Consider the following 419-nt stretch of genomic DNA (forward strand, 5'->3'; position numbering starts at 1 on the left):
AGCTTCGCGCGTATCACAAGACGGTGCACCATCCTACGGCACCGCGTGCGTATGTCATGGATGTTTGCGAAGTTGTCGAAGATGTGACAGATTTGCGCATCGTTGAGCTGAACTGCCTAAACTGCTCCGGGCCTTACACTGTGGACCGTGCTCAGGTATATTCGGCGGTGGCGAAGGCAGTTTAAGCAATTCCCAATTTGAGATGACCCGCAAGTGACGTTGAAGAGAAAGTTGCATCGTCGTCTCGGACTGCCGTACTCGTATGACACTCAGTATGCACCGATCCGAGGATTCTTCGGAGACAAGCGATTCCTCAGCAACTTCTTCCTGCGTCCACTTTCGCTGTACGGTATCGAGTTCCCGTCATCCGAGCATGCCTTCATGTGGCACAAGTCGGAAGATGCAGGGTACAGAAAACG

1 protein-coding gene is annotated in these 419 nt (G+C 52.7%); it reads left to right on the forward strand.

Going from position 1 to position 419, the window contains the following annotated elements; all coding sequences use genetic code 11:
• On the forward strand, positions 1-185 hold a 185-nt coding region (locus AC1RPH_RS07925; RefSeq protein ID WP_481762044.1), incomplete at its 5' end, for an ATP-grasp domain-containing protein.
• Between the last annotated feature and the right edge of the window lie 234 nt (positions 186-419).

The organism is Dellaglioa sp. CoH-57-MRSF-16 (assembly GCF_056782055.1).